Source organism: Burkholderia guangdongensis (assembly GCF_013403875.1).
GTDB lineage: Bacteria > Pseudomonadota > Gammaproteobacteria > Burkholderiales > Burkholderiaceae > Burkholderia > Burkholderia guangdongensis.
Window position 1 is genome coordinate 94,546 of the sequence record NZ_JACBNX010000010.1, and the last position, 22,986, is coordinate 117,531.

Genomic DNA, 22,986 nt, shown 5'->3' on the forward strand with positions numbered 1-22,986 from the left:
TTATATTGCATCCACGGATCGCTTTTTGAGAAAACATGTTCCAAATTTATCCGGACAACTTTTCCGAGCGAATCGCGTCAATACTTCGCGATCCGCTCGATCGCACGGAACATTGACAGACTCACCGGCGATACCTGCGGATCCGCGGTCGAAACACCATCACGGATCCGCTGACACAAAAGTACGGGACACACCCTCGCCTCCGGGCGGCGCCATTGCCGCCGTCCGCCCCGCCCGCTCGTCAAACCGCACTCGCCTCGCCAATCCGCCCGATATCCTCCTGATCGAGCTGAACACGCATCGCCTCACCGAGCACCTTCAATTGCGCCAGCGTCGTTGCGCTCGCAATCGGCGCGGTGATGCTCGGCCGCGCGATCTGCCAGGCGAGCGCGACGGCCGCGGGCTGCGTGCCGTGCTTGCTCGACACGTCGTCGAGCGCCGCGAGGATGCGGCGCCCGCGATCGTCGAGATACCGCGCGACGCCCTCGCCGCGCACGCTCTTCTTCAGGTCCGCCTCGGAACGATACTTGCCCGACAGAAAGCCGCTCGCCAGCGCGTAGTAATTGACGACGCCGAGCTTCAGCTCGCCGACGACCGGCTCGAGATCGCGCTCGTACGCCGCGCGGTCGTACAGGTTGTATTCAGGCTGGATCACGCGATAGGCGGGCAAGCCGTTGCGCCGGCTGACGTCGGCCGCCTCGCGCAGCCGCTCGCCGCTGTAATTCGATGCGCCGACGATCCGCACCTTGCCCGCGTCGATCAGCGTCTGGTAAGCGCCAAGCGTTTCCTCGAGCGGCGCCGTGTCCGCCAGGTCGCCGTGCGAGAAATACAGATCGATGTAATCGGTCTGCAGGCGGCGCAGCGAATCGTCGGCCGCCTTCAGGATGTTCGCCTTCGACAGCCCCGCGCGCGCCGCCAGAAAGCCGACCTTCGTCGCGATCACGACGTGCTCGCGCTTGCCCGAACGCTTCAGCCACTTGCCGATGATCGTCTCCGATTCGCCGCCGCTGTGGCCGGGCGCCCATGCGGAATATACGTCGGCCGTGTCGATGAAGTTGATGCCGGTGTCGGCGAGCGCGTCGAGCAGCGCGAACGACGTGCTTTCGTCGGCGGTCCAGCCGAATACGTTGCCGCCGAACGCGAGCGCCGATACCTGAATGTCGGACGTGCCGAGTGAGCGTAGTGACATCTTTCGTCTCCTGTCTTTACGTTGCGTCGAATCGACCGGCCTCATTCTTCCAGATTCTTTCGTTGCCTGCCTCGCCATCCGCCAGTCGTCATCGGGATGCCCGTTCGGTCAGGCATCGGACGCGGTCGCGGGAGGCTCGTCGAGTTGCAGCTTGCTCGCCTGCCTGACCAGCGTCGCGAACGAGTCCGCCCGCATCTTTCTCATGATGCGACCGCGATGGATCTGGACGGTATATTCCGTAATGCCAAGCATTCCAGCCGCCTGCTTGTTCAGCAGGCCCTTGGTGAGCAACGGCAAAAGCTCCCGCTCGCGAGGCGTCAGGGTCAGGTAAAGCGCCTGAAGGACCGTTGCTTCGGCCACGTCGCGACGCAGCTCGCGTGCCTTCGCGAGCGCCGCATCGACGGCTTGCATCAGTGCCTGCTCGTCGACGGGCTTCGTCAGGAAATCGACCGCGCCGCCCTTCATTGCCAGCACGGTCGACGGGACGTCGCCTCTTCCGGTGACGAACACGACGGGAATCTGCGTATCGCCGGTGACGAACCGCTGGACTTCCAACCCGCTCATGCCGGGCATTTTCATGTCCAGAATCAGGCAGGCAACGGCGTCCGGGCGCGGCGCGCTCAGGAATTCACGCCCGGACGCGAATGAGCGGACGTTTCTGCCATTCGCGCGCAGCAATGCCGACAGCGCATTGCGCACGCGCTCGTCGTCGTCCACGACGTAAATCCACTCATCGACGGATTCCATGCGATTTCCTCTGTCGCTGCGCCAACCCGGCCCGGAGCGCCAACGTTCCGTGAATACGTCGCACGCGCGGGCATGCCGAAAAATTATAGGCATGACGATCGACGGCCGAAAGCGCGGCGGCGGATCGCGGGATGGCATATGTCCCACGAAAGCTCGTATCATCGACCGCGTCGGCGCCGGCGACCGCAGGAACCATGCGCCGCGCCTCTCGAGGATAGCCTGCTTACCATGCGAATCCCACCTTCCGCTCGAGTCGCCGCCATCGCGGTCGCGGTGTCCGCCGCGTCGTGGCTGTGCGCCGGAATCGCGTCCCGGCGCCCGGGCCGGCCCCGCCCGACGGCCCGCTCGGCGGACCTGCCGTTCGATCTTCCGATCGATCAGCTCAGCCGTTATATCTGGTCGAGAACCGGCGACGGCAAGCTCGAGTACATGAGTCAGGCGATCCTGGACTACAGCGGCCTGACCCTGGACGACCTCCGTGCGCCGTTTACGCTGACGCATCCCGACGATGTCGACATCCCGAACCAGGCATTCGCGCGCGCGAAAGAAACCGGAGAAACACAGGAATACCAATGCCGCTACCGGTCGGCCTCCGGAAAATACGAATGGTTCGCCGCCGTGCTCAACACGCAGCGCGACCGGTGCGGCAACGTCGTCCGCGTATTCGGGATGCACTGGAACATCGACCGGCACATCGGCCTGCAGGAACGGCTTCGCCAGCGAAACCAGACGCTCGAAACCATCGGCAGCCTGTTTCCGGGCCACGTGTGGATCGCCGGGCCGGGCGGCGGCATCGACTATCTGAGCCCGAGCATCCGCGACTACACGGGCATCGATGAAACGCGGCCGGGCGACGCGTACCACGGTGCCGTACATCCGGACGACACGGCCGCCCACGGCGTGTACTGGAACGCCCTCCGGGCCGGCGACGATCCGGGAGAGCTCGAAATTCGCCTGAAGCGCGCGGACGGCGTCTACCGCTGGTTTCTGTGCCGGGCCCGCGCGGTCAGGGACACCCGCGGACAAATCCTCCGATGGGTCGGCGTGAGCTGGGACATACAGGACCGGAAGATGGCGGAGGCCCGCCTCAGGCAGACCCAGGCCGAGCTGGCCCGGGCGACGAAAATCGCGACGGTCGCGGAATTGTCCGCGTCGATCGCGCACGAGCTCAATCAGCCGCTGACGTCCGTCATCGCGAATGCGCAGGCCTGCCGGCGCTGGCTGGCCGCCTGTCCGCCGAACCTGCCCGAGGCGACGGTGTCGGTCGAAAGCCTGATCCGCGACGCCCGCTCCACCGCCGACACCATGCAGAGCATTCGCGCGCTGTTCAAGCGGCAATCGTTCCAGAAGCAGGCGCGCGACATCCGGAATCTGGTGCGCGAAGCCGTGCGGCTGCTCCGGGAAGACGAGCACAAGCGCGGCGCCGACATCGTCTTTCAATTTCCGGACGATCTGCCGCCCGTGTTCGTCGATCAGATCCAGATACAGCAAGTGCTCATCAACCTGATCTCGAACGGAATAGAAGCGGCCGAGAATACGGGCCGCTCACCGAGGATCATCGTCACCGCCAAACCGCTCGACACGCAGACCATGCTGCTCGAAGTCGTCGACAACGGCTCGGGCATCGTCGAGCGCGACAGCATCTTCAACCCGTTCGTGACGACGAAAACCAAAGGCATGGGCATCGGCCTCGCGGTATCCCGCTCGATCGTCGAAGCGCACGAGGGCCGGCTCACCGCGTCCAACAATGCCGGCGTCGGCGCCACGTTCAGCGTGATCCTGCCGGTCGCATCCGGCGGGACGCCGCACGTGACGCAAGCCTGAGCGGCACCGACGGCTGACCTCCGACGGCGCCGACGGCACGAGGGCCCGACGGCCGACGCGCGCATACCAGCAATATGTAATGGCAGGCTCCCGTTCATCCGGCTAGGATCCTGTCGAGGCGGGCTTGCTGCCCGGTGCCGATCAGTCGCGCAACGACGCGAACGCCCGATGGGCCGCGTGACGGAGCATGCAATGCAAGAGGCCGTGTCAATCGACCGGGTCTGGCGCAACACGATGGCGCTCGTCGGCGCCGGTGAGCGCCCGCCGGCACCGCAGCGGGATCGCATTCACGCCGGCTATCGCCGTGACGCGTACCACGGCTGCTCGATCCGAATACTGGAGCGCCAGGCCGCCACCAGCGCGACCGTCGCGTGGATGGACGCGACCGCCTGCTGCTACGGCGAGCAGATCTGGCGGCGCTGCATCGCGAGAAGAAACGGCGTCTGCGCCATCAGCGGGCAACGCATCGCGAAAGGCGACCCGATATACCGCCCTCGCCTCGTCCATCCTGTGCCGCGCAACTTCGACGCGATGATTCTCGCTTCCGTGATAGAAGCCGTTCCGTTGAAAGATGCGGCCGAGCCGCGCAATGCCCGCTGACCCGCGCGCCGCCACTCCGCCACTCCGCCGCTCCACCACTCCACCACTCCACCACTTCGCCGCTCCGGATAACGAACGAACGCGCGGCCCGGCGATCGAGCCGGGCCGCGCGTTTTCATCGTGACGCAGACGGCTTCAATGCCCCGGGTATCAAGCCGGGGAATTCGTGATCGTCAGCTTGTTGTTGACCGACGTCACGCCCGGCACGCCCTTCGCCGCCGCCTCCGCCTTCTCGATCTGCGCGTTGTCGGGCACGCTGCCCGACAACGTCACGGCGCCGCCCCTCGCACGGACGACGAGATTCGACACGTCGACGCCGTTCCCCTTGGCAATCGCCTTGCGCACCGCGTAGCTGAGCTTGCGGTTGGCCTTTCGCGCGGCCTTCGCGGCAGCTTTCGCATCGCTTTTCGTCGCGGCCGGTGCCTCCGGCGATGCAGGCGCGCTCGCCTGCGCGTAGACGCTGCCGGATACGCACAGCGCGAGCGCCGCCGCGCCCAGTGCTTTCAACACGATCGACTTCATGCTCTCTCCTTTGTGGCTTCGGGACCGGGCGCGCAACACGCGCGCCGGGTGGGCTCAGTGTTTTACGTTCTCGCTGCTTCGACGCCGACGTCACGGGCGATACGGCCAACCGTCCGCTCATGCACAGTGCACGCACCGCTGCCGGGAAATCGGCTCGTGTACTTTAACTCATTTGATTCCCGACAGGTCCGGGCTATTCGCACCCCCACCCGCCCCCCCGCCCGCCCCCCCCGCCCGCGCACCAACGTCGACGCAAACCGGATGCGCGCGCAACCTCCAGATGCACGCATGGCGACACCCCATACGTTGGTGTGACGCCCGTTTCGGCCGGGCGGTTGTATCGTCGATGGCAGGGGCTTCCGGCGTTCCGGCCGCGGCCCGTCCGCCGGAAAAACGCGATGAACATGCCGCATGTGATTGCCGTGGTCGACGACAACGAATCGGTCCGGCAAGCGATCGGCGGGTTCGTTCGATCCTGCGGCTATTTCGCGTATACGTTCCCGAGCGCCGAAGCCTTCCTGCACTCGCTCTATTTCGACGTGACCGAATGCCTGATCACCGATCTCGACATGCCGGCGATGAGCGGCGTCGAGCTGATTCATCAGGTCAGGGACAAGGACGCGCGGATACCGGTGATCCTGATCAGCGCGAGCCACGACGAACCCGATGTCAGACAGGCCGAACTCGCCGGATGGTGCCGCGTGTTGCCGAAACCGTTCGACGGCTCGTGCCTGCTCGAATCGATCGTCCGCGCGCTGGGCCCGCGTTCCGGCAACGCGTGGCCGCTGCGCGCGAGTTAGGCTCGCCGCCGCGGATCGGCTCGCATCACGACTCGCATCGTGGCTCGCATCGTGGCTCGCGTCACGTCGACGTTCGCGTCAGATCCTCGAGCAGTTGCAGATCCGTGACCGAATAGGCGAGCGAGAACCGGAAGCCCGCGCCGACCTTGACGAGCCCGAGCGCATGAATCTCTTCGCCCCGGACGTCCGGAAACAGCAATTCGGCATCGCCACTCCATGCGTCGGCGAGCGTCAGGTTGTCGGTGACAGACAGCACCAGTTCGTCGACGGCCGGCTTGTCGTGCGCGCCCGCGGCCAGGCTCGGGAAGAAGCGGCGATTGACGGTCGGGCGCGTCAGCAGCGACTTCGGATCCGACACCGGCTGACGCAGCGTGATCCGGGCCTGCGCGACACGCTCGCCGTGCACCGACAGGCTCGCGCCGAAGCGGGAGCCCGGCGCCAGCGGCGCGGCTGCCGCACTGGGCGCGGCGAAGGTACGCGTCTGATGAACGGCGGCCAGTTTCTTCGGGAAGCCCTGCACCCAGCCCCGCGCGATCGCGGCATCGTTGTCGACGTAGATATAAGGGCACCACATCACCCGCCTCCCCTTATGCAGCGCATCGACGAGGAACAGGCATTCACGGTATTGATAGCGCGCCGGATCGAGATGCTCTTCGTTCTCGCCAGTGAATTGCCAGTCGATGAACAGCACCATCGCATGGCCGTGGGACGACGGATCCGGATCGAGGCCGCGCGGCAGGACTGCCTTCGCCGCGTCGGCGTCCGCCCAATATTCGATGCCGACCACGTCGCCGGAGTAGTGCCACGGCGGCGGCGGGTTCAGCGACGCCTTTCCCAACGGCGACAGCGGGACCATATAACCCTTGAGCATGCGAACCTCCACTGAATGACGATACGATCGGCGCCGGGCCGACAACGCGCCGCGCCCGATTCACGATAGCCGCGGCGCCGGTTCGCGGCCACTCTCCGTCGGGATGCCGAAAGGACCGACGTTCGGATAGCCCGGCCATACCGATGTCCGGCGGGTGCGTGCGTGGATCGAATGCACCGCGAACGTCGGACGGGAAAACGGCGAGTTCGGCAAATCTTACCTACGCTGCGTGCGTGAATGCCGGCCGTGATAATGACGCTTCGCGCCCCGCATCAGCAAAGGAGAATCATGGCTCATGTCCTCGATGAACCGCCTCCCGCGCTGTCCCGATCCATCGTGTACGTGATCGACGACGACGATTCGCAGCGCCACGCGCTATCCAGCCTGTTCCGCTCGACGGGCATGCACGCCGAGTCGTTCGCGTCATGCGACGCGTTCCTGCAATTCGAGCGGCCTGAGGTGCCGAGTTGCCTGCTTCTCGACGTGCGTCTGCGAGGCTACAGCGGGCTGGTGTTCCAGACCCAGGAAGCGCAGCGGCGCGATCCGGTGCCGATCGTCTTCATGACCGCGCACGGCGACGTGTGGATGTGCGCGAAGGCGATGAAGGCGGGCGCCGTCGACTTCCTGACCAAGCCGCTTCGCGATCAGGAGGTGCTCGACGCGGTGGCCGCCGGCATCGAGCGCGATGCCGCGCGAAGGCAATCCGTCGAGCTCAATGCGGATCTGCAGCGGCGCTACGCGACGCTGACGCCACGCGAGCGCGAAGTGCTGTCGCACGTTTTGCGCGGCTCGCTGAACAAACAGATCGCGGCCGATCTCGCGCTGAGCGAGGTCACCGTCAAAATGCATCGCGGACAGGTGATGCACAAAATGGGATCGCGATCGGTCGCCGACCTCGTGCAGAAGGCCGGTCTTCTCGGGCTCGCGCCGCTCCGGTGGAACTGACGCGCGCGCGTCGCGCGATACGCGCCGACGGATCGCGAACGGGTTTCGGCGAACGGACATGAACGACGTCATCGCACTTGGCGCGTTGTCGCTATCGGCGATTGCGCTTTCATGGCTCGCGTACCGGACGAAAACGCTCGGTGCGACCGTCGGCACGCTGAAGGCCGAGCGCGACGCGCTCGACGCGCAGCATCGCCGGTCGGCGTCCGAGAGCACGCGCATCCGCGACATGCGGGCATCGCTGTCCGACGAGATGCGCGCGACCGCGGTCGAAGAGCTCGCCGCTTCGCTCGCGCACGAGATCGCTCAGCCGTTGTCGGCCATCGTGCTCGATGGCCAGGCGTGCCTGCGATGGCTGAATCATCCGCACCCGCCGCTTCACGAGATTCGCGAGTGCGTCGAGCGCATCGTCGACGACGGCCATCGAACCGCGGAGACGATCCAGCGGATTCGCGCGCGTGTCCGGCGCGCCGAGCCGCAACCGGTGCGCGTCGCGTTGAATGAAGTCCTTCAGGAACTCGCGCCGCTGATGGAGCGGGAGACGGCCGCGTGCGGCACGCGGCTCGCGTTCGAGCTTGCGCCGGCGCTGCCGGACGTGCTCGCGGATCCGGTCCTGCTGCAGCAGCTCGTGATGAATCTGATGCAGAACGCGCTCGAAGCGATGCGCGGCATCGAAGACATCGAAGACCACGACAGCATCGAGGCCCGCGCGCCGACGATCATCGTGTCGACGGAAACGACGGCATCGGGAGATCCCGCGATCGCGCTGTCGGACAACGGCCCCGGCGTCGCCGATGAAGATCGGGAGCGCGTGTTCGAGCCATTCTTCACGACCAAGACGCGCGCCGCGGGCATCGGCCTGTCGATCTGCCGGTTCGTCGCGCAAGCGCACGGCGGCGAAATCGTCGTGCACGGCAACGCCGGCCACGGCGCCACCTTCACGGTCACCTTCCCGGCCGCCGCGCCGCGCGCGCGCCCGGCCGCAACCTAGCCCGTGGCCAGGCAAGCGCGGCGCGCTTCGGCGCGCTTCAGCACGCGCGGCAGGTCATCGCTTTACAGAAAGTTTTCTCGCACCATCTCCAGCACGTCCGCACCACGCCCGTTGAGAATCGCACGAACCGAGTACAACGCCATGCCCAGCACCGGCTTCGCTTCGATGAACGGCGGCTTCACCAGCTCCAGCGGATTGACGAGGACGTTCAGCAGCGCCGGGCCGGGCTCGGCCAGCCACGCGTCGATCGCCGCATCGAGCTCGGAAGCCTGCCTGACCGTCTTCCCCCACAGGCCGATCGCCTCGGCCACCTTGCCGAAGTCCGGGTTCTTCAGCCGCGTGAATGTATCGAGCATGCCTTCGGACTTCTGTTCGATTTCGACGAAGCCGAGCTTGCCGTTGTCGAACACGATGATCTTGATCGGCAGCGCTTCCTGAATCAACGTGAGCAGTTCGCCGAACAGCATCGACAGCCCGCCGTCGCCGCACATCGCGATCACCTGACGATCGGGGCAGGTCTTCTTCAGGCCGATCGCGCTCGGCAGCGCCGACGCCATCGTGCCGTGCAGCAGGCTGCCGTAGATGCGCCGCTTGCCGTTCGCTTTCATCACGCGCAGCGCCCAGACGATCGGCGAACCGTCGTCCGCGCAGACGAGCGCATCGTCGGCGAGGCGGCCGTCAAGCACCGACGTCAGATAGGAACCCGGAATGGAGTCGTTGCGGCCCGGCACGAGCGCCTTCGTCTGCGCGTCCATCGCCTTCTCGTAGCGCTCGACGCACGCCGTCTGAAACGACGCGTCCTCTTTCTGTCTCAGGTGCGGCAGCAGCGCCTGCAGTGTCGGCTGGACGTCGCCGACCGCGCCGAGTTCGATGTGATGACGCCGCCCCAGATGCATCGGATTGATGTCGATCTGCACGATGTTCGCGTTGTCCGGATAGAACTGGCGCCACGCGAAATCGGCGCCGAGCAGCAGCAGCGTGTCGCACTTGAGCACCGCGTTGTATCCGGCCTCGTTGCCGAGGATGCCCGTCATCCCGACGTTGTACGGATTGTCCGGCTCGAGGAAACACTTGCCGCGCGACGTATGCGCGATCGGTGCCTTGAGCCGCTCGGCGACCGCGACGATTTCGCCGAGCGCGTTCTCGCAGCCGCTCCCCGCATAAATCGCGACCCGCCGGCCGGCATTGAGGATGTGCGCGATCCCGGCGATCTCCTCGTCGTTCGGCCGGATCGTCGGGCGGGTGTGATGAACGCGGTACGGAAAATCCTCCTGAACTTCGCAATGGGAAATGTCGACCGGCACGATCAGCACCGCGACGCCCCGTTTCGCGAGCGCGGTCTGGCACGCGAGCACCGTCTTTTTTCTGGCCTGCTCGGGCGTCAGGATCATCTCGCAGAACACCGAGCATTCCTTGAAGACCGACTTGAAATCCACTTCCTGAATGAACTCGAAGCCCATCTCGGTCATCGATACCTGGCTCGCGATCAGCACGACCGGCGCATGGTTCCGGTTGGTCTCGTAGAGCCCGTTGATGAAGTGCAGGCTGCCCGGACCGCAGCTTCCCGCGCATGCGGTCAGGTTGCCGGTGTGCAGCGCCTCGGCGCCGGCAGCGAACGCGCCGGCCTCTTCATGACGAACGCTGACCCAATCGATCGAGCTGCGATCGAGGTTCTCCGCGATCAGGTTCAGCGTGTCGCCGACGATGCCGTAGCAGCGCTTGACGCCCGCCTGTTCGAGAACGTCCACGATGATTTCCGCCACTTTCGTGCCCATGTGAGTCTCCGGTCCGATGCTTCGTTGCACGTCGAAGTGCTCACGATAGAGCGGCGGCGGGAGCGGCGGACATCGTACCGACGGATGCGGGGCGCACATGATTTGGTATGCGCACCCCATACTTTCGTGTGACGAGCGGCGCGATCATCGAAGGTTCATCACCGGTTCATCGACGGCCCTCCTCCGCCGCCGCGAAGGCCGCCGCCGGCAGCCGCGCGCGAAACGCATCGATGCAGCGCTGCCGGTTCGCTTCGCGCAACGGCGACAGACGAATCCTGATCCGCGTCGGCTTCGCGCCGGCCGGCGCGTTGTGCGGCCGATAGTCGACGGTCAGCATCTTCCCGGCCACGTCGACGCGCGTCACTTCGCTGTACAGCACCGTATGCCAGCCCGAGACCGGCGCGAGCTTCGTCTCGAAGCAATCCGAATCGAACGTCACGTACGTGCTGGCGCGCCGCCAGACGCCGATCACGATGCACATCACCGAGCCGCTGATCGCGCCACCCATGCCGGCGGAACGGTCGTCCAACAGACCGAGAACCGCGCACAACACCAGCAGCACCGATCCGCAGACGATCATCGGCACCGCCTGCCGGTCCGCGCGGAACGCCAGAATGCCGGCGCCCGGCTGCCCGCCCGCCGTCTCGCTCATGCGGCGGGCGGCGCGCCGCCGTCGGTCGACGCGAGCTGACGGCGCTCGGCGAGGTCATCCTTCGCCGCCTTCATCACGTTGCGTGCGCCGATCATCGCGACGAGCCCCAGCGGCACGAACGCGATCGACCCGACGATCACCAGGATCCCGCCGGCCTTCTTCTTGCCCGCGGCGATCAGAATCAGCCCGAGCAGCGACAGCGCCCACACCAGCACGACGATGGTCAGGATCATCTTCCCGGACGAATCGGGAAGGTCGGCCGTCTGCGCCTGAACGCCCAGCGTTGCCAACAGATTCAGCACGACCCCTATGCTTGCCAGCCACATGGCTCTCTCTCCTTATTTGTGTTTTTCATTTCGTTGCGCGCACATCGATCGGCGAAAGCATTTGGAAAGCTTGTGAACGCCGGTTCACGTGCAACGCGGTAATCAATATAACATTCGTAGTCGCAAACGTTTTCGAGGAGTGTTTCGATATTGGAAGCGTGCGCTTTTGCGGCTCCGATGGCCGCACCCGGGGTGGTCAGTTGCTCGAGCAACCGCTGCAGCCGCTCGACCCGCCACTGCTGGCGCTGCAACTGCTCGAGCCGCTGCCACCGCCGGACGTGTCGCCGCCCGAGTCGCCGGAACCCGAGCCGATCGACGCGCCGGACGCGATCGGCGACGCGACCAGCGCCGATTCGTACTCGGCCCAGATCGTGCCGGCCAGCACGCCGGTGCCGGCCAACGCGACGCTCCACAGCAGGTTGTCCGGCGCCGCGCCACCGCCGGACAAGCCCTCGCCGCGCCGGCGATGCACGTCGAGCGCCGCACCGGCGGCCGCGGTCGGCCCACCGCAGCCGAGGCCGATCAACTGCGCGGCCAGCGCCCGGTACGCGATCGCGAACGCGGCCATCTCGACCAGCAGCCACATCACCGGGCGGCCGCGCGACAGGCCGATCAGCACCTTCGCCGCGCCGAGCCCGAGCACCAGCAGCACGATCGCGCGCGCGGCCAGCCGCGCCCCGCGCATCGCGTGCGGCGCCCATATCCATCCCTCGCGCTGCAGCGCGTCCGCCATCACGGACGCCTCGGCGACGAGCCGGTCGCGGAATTTCGTCCACCGCACGCGGCGCTGACTCTGCCGGGTCAGCCATATCCACGTGTCCCCATGGCGGCCGAGCGGCTGCCGATCTTCCGCGATCACGTATGCGGCGCCTTTCGGCGGCCGCGCAATGTGAATCGCGCCGGCGTCGAGCAGCGCGAGCGTCGCGACCTGAGTCATCCGCAACGCGTCGCCCGCGATCAGCGCGACCTCGTCCGGTTCCAGTCGGCGCGGCGTGCCGCCGTCGGCGGCACCCCACGGCCGGCGCCAATACGCGAATCGATGCAGGCCGGCGATCAGCAGCCACGCGATCACGCACACGGTGGGATAGAAAGCGAGAAAGAGCGGCCCGGGGTAGTTCAGCATGTCGAATTCCTGTGCAGATGCGCCTGACGCGGTGACGCCGAGGCCGGCCACGAGCCATGAGAACGTCGAGATCGCCCCCATCATCAGTTATCCTCAAAAGCCCCCGACCGCAATCGCGATCCCGACGGCAAACCCCTGCACGAATGCGGTCACGACGCTTCGCCGGCACAGCCCGATGGTCCCGCGCACGCGCGCGTCGAGCGCCCTGCCCGCTTTCGCGCCGTCGATCCAGCCGAGATCGGCGAGCGCGCGATCGAGCGCGGCGAGCGCATCGCCGTGCTCGCGCGCCGGGTCCGACGCGGCGCGATCGAGCGCCGCGAACAGCCGGCGATCGATCGCGATCCGCAGCGCGAGCCACAGCGCGACGCCACCCGACGTGGTACTGACGATCGCGAGCAGCACGCGCGCGACCGGCATCTGCGCCCAGCTCGCGGCGATCCACCAGCCGGCGCCGGCGGCGGCGAGCGTCGCCGCGTTCGCCCAGCAGCCCGCGTCGAGCACGCCGCGCGCGGCGGCGATCCGGAACGGCACCGACGAATCGCGCATCATCCCGCTCCGTTCCGCATGGCCGCGGCACCGCGATCGATCCAGTCCTGCAGCGCCGCGACGACGGCGTCGGACCACACCGCATGCGGCTGCACGGCGCGCACCGCATCGAGCGCCGCGCGCGCATCGCGCAGCCCGCGCCGCATCGCGATCCACGCGGCCGCGCACAGCACGCTGCGCCCGTAGCCGAGCGCGCAGCAGACGAGCACGTCGCGGCCGTCGCCATGCAGGCGCGCGAGCGCATCGACCGCCCGCTGCAATTGCTGCGCGGACGGCACGACGAGATCGAGCTGCGGCACCGCCACATACGCGAGCGACGCATCGCGCGCGGCCCAGCGCGGCATTTCGGCGGTCAGGTCGACGAGCGCGTCGAAGCCGTGCCGGTGCAACTCGCCGGTCGTCGGCGCGCGCCCGATCGACACGCGCGCGTCGATGCGTGCCGGCACCGGGCGCCGGAACGTCCATGCGCGCGAATTGACGAACGCGCCGGCGATCGTTGGCGCGAGCAGCAGCCGCATGTACGGTGGGAAGTGTCCTTGCGCGTCTTTGCGGAACGCGCCCGGTGCGCCTCGCCAGTAGATCCCCGCGACGCACGCAAGCGCGAGCGCGCCCCACCCGGCCAGAAGCGCACAGCCGACCGCGCCGGGCACGCACGCGATCGCGCCGAGCGCGGCGACGAGCGCCGCGAGCGCATAACGCCGCGCGAGCCGGCGGCTCGCCGCGCCCGGCATCGCGTCGACGTCGGGCATGCGTGCTGCCGCGTCGCGCAACGGGAACAGGAACAGCGCGAGGCAACCGACCGCGGCGCCGGTCGGCACGTCGATCGCGTGATGCTGATACGTGGTCAGCACCGACACGCCGATCGCCGCGAACCACAGATGCAGCGCGACGCGCGACGCTGTCCGCCGCAGATGCCGCGCATACACGGCCCATAGCACGACGAGCAGGCCGATGTGCAGCGACGGCGCCTGGTTGTACGGCTTGTCGAACCCGGCGAGCAGCGTGAACAGCGCGCCGGCGAGATGGCCGGCCTCGGGCCGCTCGAAGCCGAAGCGCAGCGGCCACGCAATGAAGCACGCGACCGAGATCATCTGCACAGTCAGCAGACGCTTCACGTGATCGGACAGATCGTCGCGGCGCGTCCAGAGCAGGAACGACAGCGCGTAGAACAGATCGATCGACCAGTACGGCACGATCGTCCACGGCACGAACGGAATCGCGTGCTCCCAGCCGAACGCGAACGTCGGCACCGACGCGCGATGCGCGGCGAGCCAGTTCGCGAAGCCGTATGTCGAGAAGAACACCGCCCCCATCACGGCGAGCCAGCCGACGCGCAATGCGAGCGACGCGTCGTCCGCGCTCGCCGCGCGGCGAGCGGCGAGGTCTCGCGCGTTTGAGCCGACGTCGCTCATCGCGTGTCGACCCGCTGCGCGAGGCTGACGGTGAAGATGCCCATCTCGTCGATCCGCTGCTCGAGCTTGCGGAACCCGGCGCGCGCGACGAGCTCGTCCATCTCGGCCTGCGACCGGCGCCGCATCACCCACGTCGCGTCGCCACGATGATTGTTCAGCGCGCGCGCGATGAATTCAAGCTGCGGGTGCCACGGCTGCCCGGTATAGACGAGATAGCCGCCCGGCGGCACCGCCCGCGACAGCCCGCTCAGCGACCGCTCGATCAGCGCGTTGTCGCCGAACAGCTCGTAGAGGCCGGACACGATCGCGAGCGTCGGGCGCGGCTCGAGCCCGGCGAGCGACACTTCGTCGAATGCATCGCCCTGCACGAAACGCGCGATCGATTCGAGATTGCGCTGCCGGATCAGCTTGCGCCCCGCATCGACGTTCGGCGGGCTGTAGTCGCGCAGCACGATGTCGTCCGGTTCGATGCCGTCCTGCCGCGCCACCGACGCGATCGCATCGAGCACGTAGCGGCCGTGCCCGGCAGCGACGTCGACGATCCGCACCGCGGCGCCCGCGTGCCGCAGCCGCGCGATCGCGGCGCCGATCAGTTGCTCGAGATGCACCTTGCGCTGCCGGATGCCGACCCAGCCGGGCGAATCGAGGTACGTGCGGTCGATCAGCCGCCCGACCCCGAAGCGGCCCTGCGCGCTGTCGCGGTACACGTAGTCGAGCGTCGAACCCGAATCGAAGCCGAGCCGCAGCCCGAGCGCGATCCCGTCCGACAGCGCGCCCGACGCCCTCAGCCCCGCACGCGTCACCGCCCAGTACGCGCGTGCGAACGGATTCGTGGGCGGACGGCCGAGCGCCGCGTACTCGTCGTGGAATGCGCCGCGCCGGTCGGCATCCGCGAGCGACACGCGCGGGCTCGGCGCGTCGAATTCGCGCAGCACGAACGCGCGCAGCGGCGCGAGCGCCTGTGCGCGATCACGCTCGCCGAGCGTGTCGTGATAGAAGCCCGGCAACTCGATGCGCTCCTTGCGCGCGGCGCCGAGATGCTCGTAGAAGCGATCCTGCGGGCCGCGATGGACGACCCAGTCCGCGCCCGACACGAGCAATTGCGTCGGCACCGTGATCGCGGCCGCGTCGGCGACGATCCGCTTCGCTGTGTCGTGCAGGTCGAGCAGCATGTTGACCGCGATCGGCCTCGTGATCAGCGGATCGGCGGCATAGCTGTCGATGCGGACCGGATCGTGCGTGAGAAATTTCGGCTTCACGTAGCTGTTCACGTAGAACAATCCGCGCAGCTTGTACAGCGCGCGCAGGCCGGGGCGCGCGAACGGCACGTAGAGCTTGATGTGGAATGCCGGCGACGCAACGACGAGGCAGCGCACCGGCGGCGCATAGTCGTGCACCCAGGTCGCCGCGAGCACCGCGCCGACGCTCTGGCCGACGATCGCGAGATCCTCGATCGGAATGCCGTGCACGTCGCGGATGTGCTCGGCGAACGTCTGCAGGTCGCGCACCGACGCAGCCGCGCTCGGGCTGTAGCCGCGCGGGCCCGGCGACAGCCCGTGACCGCGCGCGTCCCACGCGAAGAATGCGAAATCGGGCAGGTCGAGCTCGTCGACGAGGTGCGCGACGCGCGCCGAATGCTCGTGCCCGCGATGCAGCAGCACGACCGCGCCACGGCAGCGCGCGCCCGTCGCGGGCCAGTGCCGGTAGAACAGTTGCTCGCCGTCGTGCGTGGCGAAATGCGCCTGCTGGGCGACGCGTACGCTCATGCCATCTCTCTCGTTTCGTTATTCGAATGTTTCGACGCCGCCTCTCGGGTCGAATGGTTTCGACGCCGCTCATTGGGCGTCGCGGCGTCAGCCGCCCGCTTCGGCGACGCCCGCCCGCACGCGCCGCACGATCGTCACGACCGCGAGCACGATCAGCAGCCACCACAGCCCGCGCGCGAGCCCGCCGACCGGCAATCCGAGGCCGATCCACAGCGCGAACGCACCGAGCGCGAGCGCGCGGTCGCTCTTGCCGAGCGGGCCGTCGTAGCGGCGGCTCGCGCCGGCGAGCGGGCCGATCAGCCCCGCGCACTCGACGATCACGGCCGCGATCGCGAACAGCCACACGTCGGCCGGCGCGAGCGCGGGCGCGGACAGGAACGGCAGCACGAGCGCGACGTCCGACACGACGTCGCCGAGCTCGTTCAGATACGCGCCGAACGTGCTTTTCTGCCCATGCTCGCGCGCGAGCATCCCGTCGATCGCGTTGAGCGCCATCCGGACGAACAGCCAGATCGGAATCAGCAGGAACAGCACGCGCGCGAACACGCCGAGCCCGGCCAGCGCGCCGACGACGATCGAGCCGCCAGCCGCGAAAAGCGTGACCTGATTCGCGGTGACGCCGCGTTCGGCCAGCGATTCGGTGAGCGGACGCAGCTTATTCTGGAATTTGGGTTTGAGTGCGTAGAGGCTCATCGTTATTTAACGACCGTTTCAGGGCCGCGCGTCGAAATCGATTGAAGCGCCGGTGAAAAGAACTGCGTCATCCTCGCCGAGTGCCACGCTTGCGTCAAGCGGCCGGATTTAAAGCGGTGATTTTCGCCCACGCCGCGTGCAAACCGGCATTGCGCGGCGGTCTGGAGTTTTATCCGGAAACTCGCGATAATCCGCTGGCTCGAGTGCGTCGAAGCCTGTCCGCCGAATCGCATTCGCGCGCTCGTGCAAAAAGCCGATTTTCGTCGACTCGATTCGTCAGCGCGGATATATCCATTTGAAAGACGTTAAAGAGAGGCCGCCCGGCGCGAAATGCGCGGCGCCGGCATACCGGGAAATCAACCGCCTCGCGCGCGCGACGTCGCGGCGGGCATCCGATCGGGAGCGTCGCGGATGAAGATCCGGCATGTCTGGCAGCGCGACTTCCTGCTCGCGATCGTGCGGCTCGTCGCGGGCGCGTATCCGGTCTGGCAGCGGCCGCCGTCGACCGCGACGCAGACCCTCTACTTCTCGAATCACACGAGCCACATCGACACGCTCGCGATTCTCGCCGCGCTGCCGCGCGACGTGCGCGCGGTCGTACGGCCGGTCGCCGCGCGCGACTACTGGGACAGCGGCAAGCTGAAGCGGCACATCGCGCAGAACCTGCTGAACGTCGTGCTGATCGACCGTCACCACGAATCGGGCGGCGATCCGCTCGAGCCGGTGCGCGACGCGCTCGCGCAAGGCCATTCGATCATCCTCTTCCCGGAAGGCACGCGGGGCGCCGACGCACTGCCGCAGCCGTTCAAGAGCGGGCTGTTCCACCTCGCGAACGAATTCCCGCACGTCGCGCTGACGCCCGTCTATCTGGAGAACCTGCAGCGGATCATGCCGAAAGGCGCGATCTGGCCGGTGCCGCTGATCTGCAAGGTGTATTTCGGCGCGCCCGAAGCCCGCGGCGAGCATGAAGACAAGCCCGCGTTCCTCACCCGCATGCGCGACGCGCTCGTCGCGCTCGCACCGCACCGGCCCGTGGGCTGAGCGGCGCGCGTCACCCCATCCGCTTCCGATCCGGACAACGAACATGCGAACACTCTTCTGGGAACTGGTCGCGGGCGTCACGGGCCTGCTGGCCGTCGCGACCGTCGTCGGCGCGATCCTCGGCGCGCGCGAAGGCGGCAACAGCGCGACGATCGTCAACCTGAACCAGCGAATCCACGCGTGGTGGGCGATGATCGCGGTGATGGTGATCGCGATCGGTCTCGGCAACAACGTGACCTACGTCGTATTCGCACTGCTGTCGTATCTGACGCTGCGCGAGTTCATCACGCTGACACCAACCACCGCGAGCGACCACACGACGCTGTTCATCGCGTTCTTCGTCGCTATTCCGGTTCAGTACCTGCTGCTCGCGATCGACTGGTACGGGATGTATTCGATCTTCGTGCCGGTGCATCTGTTCTTCGCGATGTCGCTCGTGTCGGCGCTCACGCAGGATACGCGCGAGTTCCTGAGCCGCAACGCGAAGATCAACTGGGCGCTGATGGTCTGCGTGTACGGGCTGAGCCACGCGCCCGCGGTGCTGATCCTCGACATTCCGCACTACGCGGGCGAGAACGCGCTGCTGCTGTTCTACTTCCTGCTCGTCGTGCAGATCAGCGACGTGCTGCAGTACGTCGTCGGCAAGCTGTTCGGACGACGAAAGATCGCGCCGCAGCTGTCGCCATCGAAAACGGTCGAGGGTTTCATCGGCGGCGGCCTGCTCGCGACGCTGTGCGGCGCCGCGCTGTATCGCGTGACGCCGTTCAGCTTCGGCGCCGCGTTCGGGATCTCGCTCGCGATCGTGATCGCGGGCTTCGTCGGCGGGCTCGTGCTGTCGGCGGTGAAGCGCTCGCTCGGCACGAAGGACTGGGGCTCGATGATCGCCGGCCACGGCGGGATGCTCGATCGTGTCGATTCGATCTGCTTCGCGGCGCCGGTGTTCTTCCATCTCGTCCGGTATCTGTACGTGTAACGCGAAAATAACCGCGCGATCCGCGCGGCGTCCCGGCCCCCCGGTGTCGTTACGCGGCCGGCAGCTTCAGCAACTGGTCGGTCGTCACGATCGCGCCGAACGTGTCGTCGATCGACGCGAGCGCCGAGCGATGCAGCACGTCGTGCGGAATCACACCGCCCGGCGCATCGATGTCGCGCGTCGCGCACGCGTCGTCGACGACGATCACGTCGTAGCCGAGCGGCACCGCGTCGCGCGCCGCACCGGCCACGCACGCATGCGTCATCAGCCCGGTGACGATCAGCGTCCTGATCCCGCTTGCCTTGAGGCGGCTGTCGAGGTCGGTCGTCGGAAACACGCTGACCGACGTCTTCTGCAGCACCACGTGATGCGGCGCGGGCTGCAGCTCGCGATGGAATTCGACGGACTTGCTCGTCTCCGCGAAGACCGGGCTCTCGGCAGGCGCCAGATGCTGCACGTGGAATACCGGCATCCGCTTCTGATCCGCATACGCGATCAGGCGCTGCGTGTTGCGCAGCGCGGGCAGGCCGTTCGGCACCGGCAGGCGGCCATCGAAATATTCGTTCTGGAAATCGATCACCAGCAACGCGGTGCTTTTAGCGTCGATGGCATGCGGCGCGGCGGCGCCGGCGAGGGTCCGGATAGTCGGATGATTCATCGTCTGAGCCTCATTCGTGGGAAATTCGCGATGCCTGTCGCCCGGATGACAACGTGTGCCGGGTGCAATGCGAGACAGGCGCCAGTGTCGAATGCGCGCACGTTCAGCGAAAGCGGCCCGCGGGACAAGTTGTGCTAGGATCGGGCCAACTTGGCAACGGCGCCCGATTTGCACCTCATGCATACCGTCGCAGTGATCGCCTACGAAGGCATCAGCCCGTTCCATCTCTCCGTGCCGTGCATCGTGTTCGGCGACGATCTCACCCGCCTCGGCGCGCCACGTTATCGCCTGCTGGTCTGCGGCGAACGGCCCGGGCTCGTGTCGACGATGTCCGGATTCAACCTCGAAATCACGCACGATCTGTCCGCGCTCGATCACGCGGATACGGTGATCATGCCGGCCTGGCGCGATCCCGACGAACGCGCGCCCGACGCGCTGCTCGATGCGCTGCGCGACGCGCGCCGCCGCGGCGCGCGTCTCGTCGGCCTGTGCCTCGGCACGTTCGTGATGGCCGAAGCGGGGCTGCTCGACGGCCGCACCGCGGCCACGCACTGGGCGTGGAGCGACGACTTCGTGAAGAAATTCCCGCGCGTGACGCTGAATCGCCATGCGCTGTACGTCGAGGACGACGGCATCCTCACGTCGGCGGGCACCGCCGCCGCGATCGACTGCTGCCTGCAGCTGATCCGCTCGGATCACGGCGCGGAAATCGCGAACCGGATCGCGCGCCGCCTCGTCGTCGCGCCGCAGCGTCACGGCGATCAGGCGCAATACATCGAGGCGCCGCTGCCGGTCGCCGAGGGCACCGACACGTTCGGCATCACGCTCGACTGGGCGATCGAGCATCTGGAGCAGCCGCTGTGCCTCGATCTGCTCGCGTCGAAAGCCGGGATGAGCCGGCGCAACTTCACGCGACGCTTCCGGGACAAGACCGGCACATCGTTTTCGCAGTGGATCCTCACGCATCGGCTGAACGCCGCGCAGCGCCTGCTCGAGACCAGCGACAAGTCGCTCGATCACATCGCCGACATCGTCGGCTTCGGCTCGACCGTGTCGTTTCGCCAGCATTTCACGAGCACGTTCTCGATTTCGCCGAGCGCCTATCGTAGACAATTCGGTAGACAGTTCGATGGACAATTCGGTCCGCAATCCGGTCCGCAATCCGGAGGGCAATTCAGCGAGCCGCTCGTCGGGCTTTCAAAGTGACGCGAGCCGCCTCACAATGGCGACGCCCTTTCGGCGACGGACACGCCGCGCCGACACCGACTCCCGCCTTCTTCGAAACACACGATGATTAGACCGCTGTTCGACCTGGACCTGCTGCGCGCGCTCGTGATGGTCGCCGATTGCGGCAGCTTCACGACCGCGTCCGCGCGGCTCCATTCGACGCAATCGACGGTCAGCCAGAAAGTGCGGCGGCTCGAGGAGATGGCCGGACACCGGTTGCTGGATCGCGGCACGCGCGACGTGCAACCGACCGACGCCGGCGAGATCCTGCTCGGCTACGCGCGCCGGATGCTCACGCTGAACGACGACATTCTCGAAGCGCTATCGGGCGCGACGGTCGCGCTGACGGTGCGGCTCGGCGTGCCCGAGGATTTCGTCGCCGGCCGCACGACGCACATGCTCGCCGCATTCAAGCGCCGGCATCCGCAGGTCAAGCTCGAGGTGACGAGCGGCATGAGCCGCGATCTGAGCAACGCGTTCGATCACGGCGATCTCGACCTCGTGCTCGTCAAGCAGCGGCGCGACAGCCGCGAAGCGGTCGCGCGCTGGCCCGAGAAGCTGAAGTGGATCGACAGCGCGGCGCAGCCGTCGTTCGAGCTCGATCCGATTCCGATCGTCGCGTTTCCGCCGCGCGGCCTCTATCGCGACGACATGATCAAGGCGATCGAGGAGCGCGGCCGGCGCTGGCGGATCAGCTTCACGAGCTCGAGCCTGAGCGGCGTCCAGGCGGCGGTCGCCGACGGGCTCGGCATCAGCCTGCTGCCCGCGCGCGCGGTCACGGCCGAGCATAGGGTGCTGACGACGAAGCACGGCTTCGTGCCGATCGAGTCGATGGACATCGCGATCCTGCACCGGCCGACGGTCGACCCGGTCGTCAAGGAGCTCGCGCTCGCGCTCGGCGAGCTGATCGAGCACGAGCGGCGGTGATCGTCACCGCAAGAAGTTCAGCCTCGGCGTGACGGGCGCATCGGTCGCGGGCACGCCGCGCCGCACGACCCAGCGCGCGCCCGGCACGCCGGCAACCGCCGCCGCCGCGTTCGGCGCATCGACCGCGACGAACGTCGCTTCGCAGCCGACTTCGATTCCGTAGCCATCCTTACCGATCACGCGCGCGCCCGCGTGCGTCGCCATTTCGAGCGCGACGTTCAGTTCGTCATCCGTATAAAAGCCCGACCGATAGCCGACGAGATTCGCGCGCTGCAGCATGTCGCCGTTGCCGTACGGCCACCACGCGTCGCCGATGTTGTCGTTGCCGGTGAACACGTGCACGCCCGCCGCGCGCAGTTGCCGCACCGGCGGGAACGCGCAATCGCCGGGCGCGTTCGTCAGGATCGCGACGCCCGCGTCGGCGAGCGCCGCGGCCGTGCGCGCGACGTCGTCCGCCGGCACTTCGCCGAGCGCATACGCGTGACTGACCGCGACGCGCCCATGCAGACCCGACGCGCGCGTGCGCGCCGCGATCCGCAGCAGTTGCTCGATGCCCTGCTGCCCCGGCTCGTGCAGATGGATGTCGATCTTCGCGCCGCGCTTTTCCGCGATACCGAACACGATGTCGAGCTGGCCGTCCGCGTCGCCGTCGAGCGTCGTCGGATCGATGCCGCCGACGACGCCCGCGCCTTCGCGCACCGCCGCGTCGAGCATGTCCGCGGTGCCGGCGCACGACACGACGCCGGCCTGCGGAAACGCGACGAGCTCGATGTCGACGATCCCGCGCCACTTCTCGCGCGCCGCCATCACCGCATGCAGGTTCGTGAGGCCGGTCGTCGCATCGACGTCGACGTGGCTGCGCATCGCGACCGTGCCGAACGCAGCGGCCTGTGCGATCAGCGCGTCCGCGCGCTCGGCGATCGGCCGCGCGGTGCCGAGCAGACGCTTCTCGGCCGCGAGCCGTTCGCGCAGTGTCGCGGCGGGCTCGTGCGGATGCCAGCGGTCGCCGACGAAGCTCTTGTCGAGATGGATGTGGCCGTCGACGAAGCCGGGCAGCACGACCCGGCCGCCGAGGTCGACCGTGTCGGCGGTGGCGCCTTCGGGGCGCTCGGCGCCGACGGCGGCGAAGCGGCCGTCCCGAACGGCCAGATGCAGCGGGCGGCCGTTTCGGTCGACGGCGTTGATGAATACGCGATCAAACATGGGAAGTCTCTCGGTGATGTCCGGCCTTCGGCCGCGTCGATTCACGATGGCGAATCCGGCGCGCCGCGGCCGTGTGTTGGGGAATCGCGGTCACGATATCGGACGCGCTCCGGCCGCACCAATTAAATGTTGCGATGCGACGCATTCGATTCCGCGATGTGCGCGACGACACCGG

General features: G+C 67.4%; 23 protein-coding genes. 9 read left to right on the forward strand and 14 right to left on the reverse strand.

The features are described 5' to 3' along the window. Positions 1 to 241: 241 nt before the first annotated feature. Positions 242 to 1,189: an aldo/keto reductase gene (locus HZI36_RS11630; RefSeq protein WP_179402795.1), complete on the reverse strand. Its 948-nt coding sequence runs from the start codon at positions 1,187 to 1,189 to the stop codon at positions 242 to 244. Between the two features lie 108 nt (positions 1,190 to 1,297). Next, positions 1,298 to 1,936 carry a response regulator transcription factor gene (locus HZI36_RS11635; protein ID WP_179402796.1) on the reverse strand — a complete coding sequence of 213 codons (639 nt, stop codon included), beginning with the start codon at positions 1,934 to 1,936 and terminating at the stop codon, positions 1,298 to 1,300. 273 nt (positions 1,937 to 2,209) lie between these two features. On the opposite strand from HZI36_RS11635, the gene HZI36_RS11640 reads away from it, so the two are divergent. Together HZI36_RS11640 and HZI36_RS11645 are read left to right on the forward strand one after the other, a co-directional pair. Further along, positions 2,210 to 3,760, forward strand: a complete 1,551-nt coding sequence (locus tag HZI36_RS11640; RefSeq protein ID WP_179402797.1) for a PAS domain-containing protein — start codon at positions 2,210 to 2,212, stop codon at positions 3,758 to 3,760. A 192-nt stretch (positions 3,761 to 3,952) separates the two neighbouring features. Beyond that, positions 3,953 to 4,360 carry a DUF3331 domain-containing protein gene (locus HZI36_RS11645; RefSeq protein WP_179402798.1) on the forward strand — a complete coding sequence of 136 codons (408 nt, stop codon included), beginning with the start codon at positions 3,953 to 3,955 and terminating at the stop codon, positions 4,358 to 4,360. Between the two features lie 150 nt (positions 4,361 to 4,510). On the opposite strand, the gene HZI36_RS11650 is transcribed toward HZI36_RS11645, so the two are convergent. Beyond that, positions 4,511 to 4,882, reverse strand: coding sequence for a BON domain-containing protein (locus HZI36_RS11650; RefSeq protein WP_179402799.1), 372 nt, complete (start codon positions 4,880 to 4,882; stop codon positions 4,511 to 4,513). A gap of 398 nt (positions 4,883 to 5,280) precedes the next feature. Here HZI36_RS11650 and HZI36_RS11655 point away from each other — a divergent pair, with 398 nt between their 5' ends. Next, the gene (locus tag HZI36_RS11655; protein ID WP_179402800.1) at positions 5,281 to 5,682 is read left to right on the forward strand and encodes a response regulator transcription factor; all 402 of its coding nucleotides are present in this window, start codon (positions 5,281 to 5,283) and stop codon (positions 5,680 to 5,682) included. 61 nt (positions 5,683 to 5,743) lie between these two features. Here the strand turns inward: HZI36_RS11655 and HZI36_RS11660 are convergent, their stop codons facing one another. Beyond that, a complete protein-coding gene (locus tag HZI36_RS11660) occupies positions 5,744 to 6,553 on the reverse strand; it encodes an acetoacetate decarboxylase family protein (RefSeq protein WP_179402801.1) in 810 nt (269 codons plus the stop codon). Between the two features lie 288 nt (positions 6,554 to 6,841). Here HZI36_RS11660 and HZI36_RS11665 point away from each other — a divergent pair, with 288 nt between their 5' ends. After that, positions 6,842 to 7,498 (forward strand): response regulator transcription factor, encoded by a 657-nt coding sequence (locus HZI36_RS11665; protein ID WP_179402802.1) that lies wholly within the window; start codon positions 6,842 to 6,844, stop codon positions 7,496 to 7,498. 58 nt (positions 7,499 to 7,556) lie between these two features. Then, positions 7,557 to 8,489, forward strand: coding sequence for a sensor histidine kinase (locus tag HZI36_RS11670; RefSeq protein ID WP_179402803.1), 933 nt, complete (start codon positions 7,557 to 7,559; stop codon positions 8,487 to 8,489). A gap of 62 nt (positions 8,490 to 8,551) precedes the next feature. On the opposite strand, the gene HZI36_RS11675 is transcribed toward HZI36_RS11670, so the two are convergent. From HZI36_RS11675 to HZI36_RS11710, 8 genes are all read right to left on the reverse strand, one after another. Then, positions 8,552 to 10,264 carry a thiamine pyrophosphate-dependent enzyme gene (locus HZI36_RS11675; protein ID WP_179402804.1) on the reverse strand — a complete coding sequence of 571 codons (1,713 nt, stop codon included), beginning with the start codon at positions 10,262 to 10,264 and terminating at the stop codon, positions 8,552 to 8,554. Between the two features lie 166 nt (positions 10,265 to 10,430). Then, complete coding sequence (locus HZI36_RS11680) at positions 10,431 to 10,916, reverse strand: hypothetical protein (RefSeq protein ID WP_179402805.1); 486 nt, start codon at positions 10,914 to 10,916, stop codon at positions 10,431 to 10,433. Then, a complete protein-coding gene (locus HZI36_RS11685; RefSeq protein WP_179402806.1) occupies positions 10,913 to 11,242 on the reverse strand; it encodes a hypothetical protein in 330 nt (109 codons plus the stop codon). The genes HZI36_RS11680 and HZI36_RS11685 overlap by 4 nt, the downstream gene beginning before the upstream one ends. Before the next feature lie 196 nt (positions 11,243 to 11,438). Further along, on the reverse strand, positions 11,439 to 12,449 hold the full coding sequence (locus HZI36_RS11690) for a TIGR04222 domain-containing membrane protein (RefSeq protein WP_179402807.1): 1,011 nt from the start codon (positions 12,447 to 12,449) through the stop codon (positions 11,439 to 11,441). A gap of 9 nt (positions 12,450 to 12,458) precedes the next feature. Then, positions 12,459 to 12,911, reverse strand: a complete 453-nt coding sequence (locus HZI36_RS11695) for a hypothetical protein (protein ID WP_179402872.1) — start codon at positions 12,909 to 12,911, stop codon at positions 12,459 to 12,461. Further along, a complete protein-coding gene (locus HZI36_RS11700) occupies positions 12,911 to 14,323 on the reverse strand; it encodes a phosphatase PAP2 family protein (protein ID WP_179402808.1) in 1,413 nt (470 codons plus the stop codon). The genes HZI36_RS11695 and HZI36_RS11700 overlap by 1 nt, the downstream gene beginning before the upstream one ends. Further along, positions 14,320 to 16,089 (reverse strand): bifunctional alpha/beta hydrolase/class I SAM-dependent methyltransferase, encoded by a 1,770-nt coding sequence (locus tag HZI36_RS11705; RefSeq protein ID WP_179402809.1) that lies wholly within the window; start codon positions 16,087 to 16,089, stop codon positions 14,320 to 14,322. The genes HZI36_RS11700 and HZI36_RS11705 overlap by 4 nt, the downstream gene beginning before the upstream one ends. Positions 16,090 to 16,176: 87 nt before the next feature. Further along, positions 16,177 to 16,782 (reverse strand): CDP-alcohol phosphatidyltransferase family protein, encoded by a 606-nt coding sequence (locus tag HZI36_RS11710; protein ID WP_179402810.1) that lies wholly within the window; start codon positions 16,780 to 16,782, stop codon positions 16,177 to 16,179. Between the two features lie 411 nt (positions 16,783 to 17,193). Here HZI36_RS11710 and HZI36_RS11715 point away from each other — a divergent pair, with 411 nt between their 5' ends. After that, positions 17,194 to 17,823, forward strand: a complete 630-nt coding sequence (locus HZI36_RS11715) for a lysophospholipid acyltransferase family protein (RefSeq protein ID WP_179402811.1) — start codon at positions 17,194 to 17,196, stop codon at positions 17,821 to 17,823. Positions 17,824 to 17,866: 43 nt separating this feature from the next. Further along, positions 17,867 to 18,796, forward strand: coding sequence for a phosphatidate cytidylyltransferase (locus HZI36_RS11720; protein WP_179402812.1), 930 nt, complete (start codon positions 17,867 to 17,869; stop codon positions 18,794 to 18,796). Between the two features lie 49 nt (positions 18,797 to 18,845). Here the strand turns inward: HZI36_RS11720 and HZI36_RS11725 are convergent, their stop codons facing one another. Further along, positions 18,846 to 19,454 carry a cysteine hydrolase family protein gene (locus HZI36_RS11725; RefSeq protein ID WP_179402813.1) on the reverse strand — a complete coding sequence of 203 codons (609 nt, stop codon included), beginning with the start codon at positions 19,452 to 19,454 and terminating at the stop codon, positions 18,846 to 18,848. Between the two features lie 177 nt (positions 19,455 to 19,631). Between HZI36_RS11725 and HZI36_RS11730 the strand changes: the two genes are divergently transcribed. Continuing rightward, positions 19,632 to 20,660, forward strand: coding sequence for a GlxA family transcriptional regulator (locus tag HZI36_RS11730; RefSeq protein ID WP_179402814.1), 1,029 nt, complete (start codon positions 19,632 to 19,634; stop codon positions 20,658 to 20,660). A gap of 84 nt (positions 20,661 to 20,744) precedes the next feature. Next, entirely contained in the window at positions 20,745 to 21,608 is an 864-nt protein-coding gene (locus HZI36_RS11735; protein WP_179402815.1) for a LysR family transcriptional regulator, read from the forward strand. Positions 21,609 to 21,611: 3 nt separating this feature from the next. Here HZI36_RS11735 and HZI36_RS11740 read toward each other — a convergent pair whose 3' ends face one another. Further along, the gene (locus tag HZI36_RS11740; RefSeq protein ID WP_179402816.1) at positions 21,612 to 22,811 is read right to left on the reverse strand and encodes an amidohydrolase family protein; all 1,200 of its coding nucleotides are present in this window, start codon (positions 22,809 to 22,811) and stop codon (positions 21,612 to 21,614) included. Positions 22,812 to 22,986: the final 175 nt, after the last annotated feature.

What these genes read in the sequence shown, in the direction of transcription:
- HZI36_RS11630 (WP_179402795.1), bottom strand. Translation starts at nt 1,189, where the DNA reads ATGTCACTACGCTCACTCGGCACGTCCGACATTCAGGTATCGGCGCTC.
- HZI36_RS11670 (WP_179402803.1), top strand. Translation starts at nt 7,557, where the DNA reads ATGAACGACGTCATCGCACTTGGCGCGTTGTCGCTATCGGCGATTGCG.
- HZI36_RS11735 (WP_179402815.1), top strand. Translation starts at nt 20,745, where the DNA reads ATGATTAGACCGCTGTTCGACCTGGACCTGCTGCGCGCGCTCGTGATG.
- HZI36_RS11720 (WP_179402812.1), top strand. Translation starts at nt 17,867, where the DNA reads ATGCGAACACTCTTCTGGGAACTGGTCGCGGGCGTCACGGGCCTGCTG.
- HZI36_RS11715 (WP_179402811.1), top strand. Translation starts at nt 17,194, where the DNA reads ATGAAGATCCGGCATGTCTGGCAGCGCGACTTCCTGCTCGCGATCGTG.
- HZI36_RS11710 (WP_179402810.1), bottom strand. Translation starts at nt 16,782, where the DNA reads ATGAGCCTCTACGCACTCAAACCCAAATTCCAGAATAAGCTGCGTCCG.
- HZI36_RS11685 (WP_179402806.1), bottom strand. Translation starts at nt 11,242, where the DNA reads ATGTGGCTGGCAAGCATAGGGGTCGTGCTGAATCTGTTGGCAACGCTG.
- HZI36_RS11665 (WP_179402802.1), top strand. Translation starts at nt 6,842, where the DNA reads ATGGCTCATGTCCTCGATGAACCGCCTCCCGCGCTGTCCCGATCCATC.
- HZI36_RS11660 (WP_179402801.1), bottom strand. Translation starts at nt 6,553, where the DNA reads ATGCTCAAGGGTTATATGGTCCCGCTGTCGCCGTTGGGAAAGGCGTCG.
- HZI36_RS11705 (WP_179402809.1), bottom strand. Translation starts at nt 16,089, where the DNA reads ATGAGCGTACGCGTCGCCCAGCAGGCGCATTTCGCCACGCACGACGGC.
- HZI36_RS11700 (WP_179402808.1), bottom strand. Translation starts at nt 14,323, where the DNA reads ATGAGCGACGTCGGCTCAAACGCGCGAGACCTCGCCGCTCGCCGCGCG.
- HZI36_RS11740 (WP_179402816.1), bottom strand. Translation starts at nt 22,811, where the DNA reads ATGTTTGATCGCGTATTCATCAACGCCGTCGACCGAAACGGCCGCCCG.
- HZI36_RS11690 (WP_179402807.1), bottom strand. Translation starts at nt 12,449, where the DNA reads ATGATGGGGGCGATCTCGACGTTCTCATGGCTCGTGGCCGGCCTCGGC.
- HZI36_RS11650 (WP_179402799.1), bottom strand. Translation starts at nt 4,882, where the DNA reads ATGAAGTCGATCGTGTTGAAAGCACTGGGCGCGGCGGCGCTCGCGCTG.
- HZI36_RS11635 (WP_179402796.1), bottom strand. Translation starts at nt 1,936, where the DNA reads ATGGAATCCGTCGATGAGTGGATTTACGTCGTGGACGACGACGAGCGC.
- HZI36_RS11730 (WP_179402814.1), top strand. Translation starts at nt 19,632, where the DNA reads ATGCATACCGTCGCAGTGATCGCCTACGAAGGCATCAGCCCGTTCCAT.
- HZI36_RS11655 (WP_179402800.1), top strand. Translation starts at nt 5,281, where the DNA reads ATGAACATGCCGCATGTGATTGCCGTGGTCGACGACAACGAATCGGTC.
- HZI36_RS11680 (WP_179402805.1), bottom strand. Translation starts at nt 10,916, where the DNA reads ATGAGCGAGACGGCGGGCGGGCAGCCGGGCGCCGGCATTCTGGCGTTC.
- HZI36_RS11645 (WP_179402798.1), top strand. Translation starts at nt 3,953, where the DNA reads ATGCAAGAGGCCGTGTCAATCGACCGGGTCTGGCGCAACACGATGGCG.
- HZI36_RS11725 (WP_179402813.1), bottom strand. Translation starts at nt 19,454, where the DNA reads ATGAATCATCCGACTATCCGGACCCTCGCCGGCGCCGCCGCGCCGCAT.
- HZI36_RS11695 (WP_179402872.1), bottom strand. Translation starts at nt 12,911, where the DNA reads ATGCGCGATTCGTCGGTGCCGTTCCGGATCGCCGCCGCGCGCGGCGTG.
- HZI36_RS11675 (WP_179402804.1), bottom strand. Translation starts at nt 10,264, where the DNA reads ATGGGCACGAAAGTGGCGGAAATCATCGTGGACGTTCTCGAACAGGCG.